This is a genomic window from Actinoalloteichus spitiensis RMV-1378 (assembly GCF_000239155.1).
Taxonomy (GTDB): domain Bacteria; phylum Actinomycetota; class Actinomycetes; order Mycobacteriales; family Pseudonocardiaceae; genus Actinoalloteichus_B; species Actinoalloteichus_B spitiensis.
In genome coordinates, this window is record NZ_AGVX02000663.1 from 1 (window position 1) to 2,937 (window position 2,937).

3 protein-coding genes are annotated in these 2,937 nt (G+C 74.0%); all 3 read left to right on the forward strand.

Annotation, left to right across the window (positions count from 1 at the left end; translation table 11 throughout):
• A partial coding sequence (locus tag ACTIDRAF_RS30830; RefSeq protein WP_039789164.1) for a hypothetical protein occupies positions 1–181 on the forward strand: 181 nt, incomplete at its 5' end.
• Between the two features lie 161 nt (positions 182–342).
• Complete coding sequence (locus ACTIDRAF_RS30835) at positions 343–1,614, forward strand: glycoside hydrolase family 6 protein (protein WP_245533622.1); 1,272 nt, start codon at positions 343–345, stop codon at positions 1,612–1,614.
• Positions 1,615–2,128: 514 nt separating this feature from the next.
• On the forward strand, positions 2,129–2,926 hold the full coding sequence (locus ACTIDRAF_RS0223590; RefSeq protein WP_157163238.1) for an ESX secretion-associated protein EspG: 798 nt from the start codon (positions 2,129–2,131) through the stop codon (positions 2,924–2,926).
• Positions 2,927–2,937 lie beyond the last annotated feature (11 nt).

The window sequence follows — 2,937 nt, forward strand, 5'->3', positions numbered from 1 at the left end:
GGTCGTTCTCGGCCTGCTCGCGCTGTTGGCGCTGCTCGCCCTGCGCCACGCCGGTCTCGCCGTCGCGGTCGAGCTCGTGGTGGGAGTGGTGCTCGTCGGAGCGGTCGTCACCCTCGGGGGGCTCCGCCAGTACCGGCGCTGCCGTGGGCTGCTGGACGCCCCCAGCCCCGCGCCGCGCTGAGGAGTGACACCTGGTCAGGTCGTCGACCACGGTCAGCCGGGGGGTCAGATCGGCCGTTCGGTGGGGCTCCGCGCTCCATCGGGTGTCACCTACTGCGGTTCGCCGCGCGCGCTGCCATCGTGTGGACAGGGCGTGTGGAACGGGAGGCGGGTGGGACGATCGTGACCAGGTACGCGGGATGGACGGCGACGTTGTCCACGGCACTGCTCGGCGTGACCCTCGCGGTGCCGGCGCCGTTCGCGGCGGCGACCGAGGCCTCCGGGACGGCGGCGGTCGGCACCCCGGAACCGGCGACGTCCGCCGAGCCGTCCCGGCCCGAGGACGCGGTGCACTGGTCGGAACTGCGCGCTCCCTGGTCAGGATGGCTGCCGGTGGGGTGGCCCCTGTGGTTCTGGGACTGGACCAGCTGGTACCAGGACGACCGCGCACCGGGTGCCACCGACGGGGACCGGCCACCCACGTCGGACGGGACACCTGGCGGGGCGGGGAGCGACACGGGTGGGCCGGCCGACGACGACTCCGAGGAGCACGTCGACCCCGGCGGCGAGAACCCCTTCGAGGCCACCACGGGCATCTACGGGGATCCGGCCACCGAGGCGTGGAAGTGGATCAGTGCCAACGCCGGCGACGAACGGGCGACGCTCTTCCTCCGGGACATCGCCTCCCAACCGGTCGCCAAGTGGATCGGGGGTGGTGGGGTCCGCGAGGAGGTGAGCCGCTACGTCTCCCAGGCCGCCGCCCGGGGTGAACTGCCCGTGGTGGTCGGGTACAACGTGCCCGACCGCGACTGCGGGGGCCATTCCTCGGGTGGCGCGGCCAACGCGCGGGAGTACCGGCAGTGGGTGCGCGACGAGCTCGTGCCGTCCTTCGGCGACACCCCGGCCGTGCTGGTCCTCGAGCCCGACTCCCTGATCCACCTGCCCTGCCTCTCCGAGGGACGCCGTCAGGAGCGGCTCGACCTGCTGCGCGAGGTGGTCGCGGAGATGGCGGCACGCGCCCCCCGGACCTGGGTCTACCTCGACGGCGGGGACGGCCGGCACAACCGGCCCTCGGAGATGGCGCCCCGCCTGGCGGCGGCCGGCGTGGCGGACGCGCGGGGTTTCGCCGTCAACGTGTCGAATTACAACAGCACGGAGGAGGCGGTGGCCTTCGGTGAGGAGGTGCGCGCCCTGCTGTCCTCGGATCACGGCATCGACGCGCACTACGTGATCGACACGAGCCGCAACGGCGCCGGAGCGACCGGGGACTGGTGCAACCCCCCGGACCGGCGGCTCGGGGAACCACCCCGCCCCGGGACCGGCGACGAACCCGTGGACGCGCTGCTCTGGATCAAGCACCCGGGCACCTCCGACGGCGACTGCGGAGCGGGGGAGGGGACCGTGAGCGGCTTGTTCTACCCCCATCTGGCCCTTGACCTGATGGGTCTCCGTTAGGAGAGCGGCCAAGGAGGGGCGGTGCGGCGGCCGGCGGGAGGGCCTGCCGCTGTGGGAGCCGTGCTCCCTGACCGGTCCCACGGCGGGACACCGGCACCCACCTCCGCGCCCGGGGCGGCGGCGTTCCGCCGGAGGTCCGGGTGGAACCGGAAAGCGCGCGACGGACGACCGGGGGCGGTTCCGCCTGCGCCCGACCGCGGGTCTGCAGTGGAGTTCCGACCATTTCCCGGAGTGTGGAATTCGTGGATGCCCGACCGGGACCACGGTTTTACCGTGAATAACGGAACAATCACGGCTGTTTTCGGTGGTTCTCCTCGTCGGTATGGTGCGGAGGGGTTTCCGAACCACGGAGGACGACGATGGTGGCGGAAGGCGAGTACGTCCCTGGTCCCGGTCGAGGTGTCGCGTCCCGCTCGACCCGTCCCGTGGTGGGCCGCCTGGCGTCTCGTCCGACCGGCTCGCCCCGTTCCCGTTGGTCGCGGTCCTCAGCGAGGGACTCGCGGGGTGCCGGACGGTGAACGCTCCGATCTCCACCGGCAGCGCGCAGGTCACCCTCTCGCTGATCGAGTTCGACGTGTGCTGGGAGGTGCTCGGCCTCAACGCGACCCCCGCGCACCTCCAGGTGCCGAGCCCGGGGAAGACCTGGGAGGAGCGGCGGCAGATCGTGCGGGCGGTCCTGTCGGGCCTGGCCGGGCGGGGGTTGGCCCGGGACGGCGCGCCGCACTCCGACCTGGAGTCCTCACTCGGGCTGCTCGCCCAACCCGGCTGGGGCCTGCACGGGGGGATCCGGGTGGCGCACCGCCGGGTGCGCGCCATCGGTGCCGCGAGGGGGCGACAGGGCGTCGTGGCGGTGCGGCGGGGCGACGAGGTGCGGCTGTGGGCGGCCCCGGCCTGGGAACTCGCCGACCAGCTCGTGGGCCTCGCGGGTGACCGGCATGCCGGGCCTGGCGAATCGGTGAGCCTCCGTTCGGAGGTCCTCGAGGTGGCGAACAGGCGGGCCACCGACGCCGGAGCGCTGGCTCGCCGCCTCGTCGCGGAGGGTGAACCACCGGGACAGGCGCGGGCGTTGGCCGCGATGGTCGACGGAGCGTTCGGCGGCGGGCACTTCGGCGCCGCGATCCCGACGGGTGGTCCCGGACGACGACAGGGCGCTGGCCGGCTCGTGGCGTTCCACGACACGCCCGGCGGGCGCTACCTCCAGCTGCGCCGCCGCACCCCCTCCGGGGCGGAGTGGGTGACGGTCACGCCCGCCGGGAACGCCAGGGTGGCCGCCGCCGTGCGGGAACTGGTCGACGAGGCGCGGGCCGGCTGACGGTGGTCCCC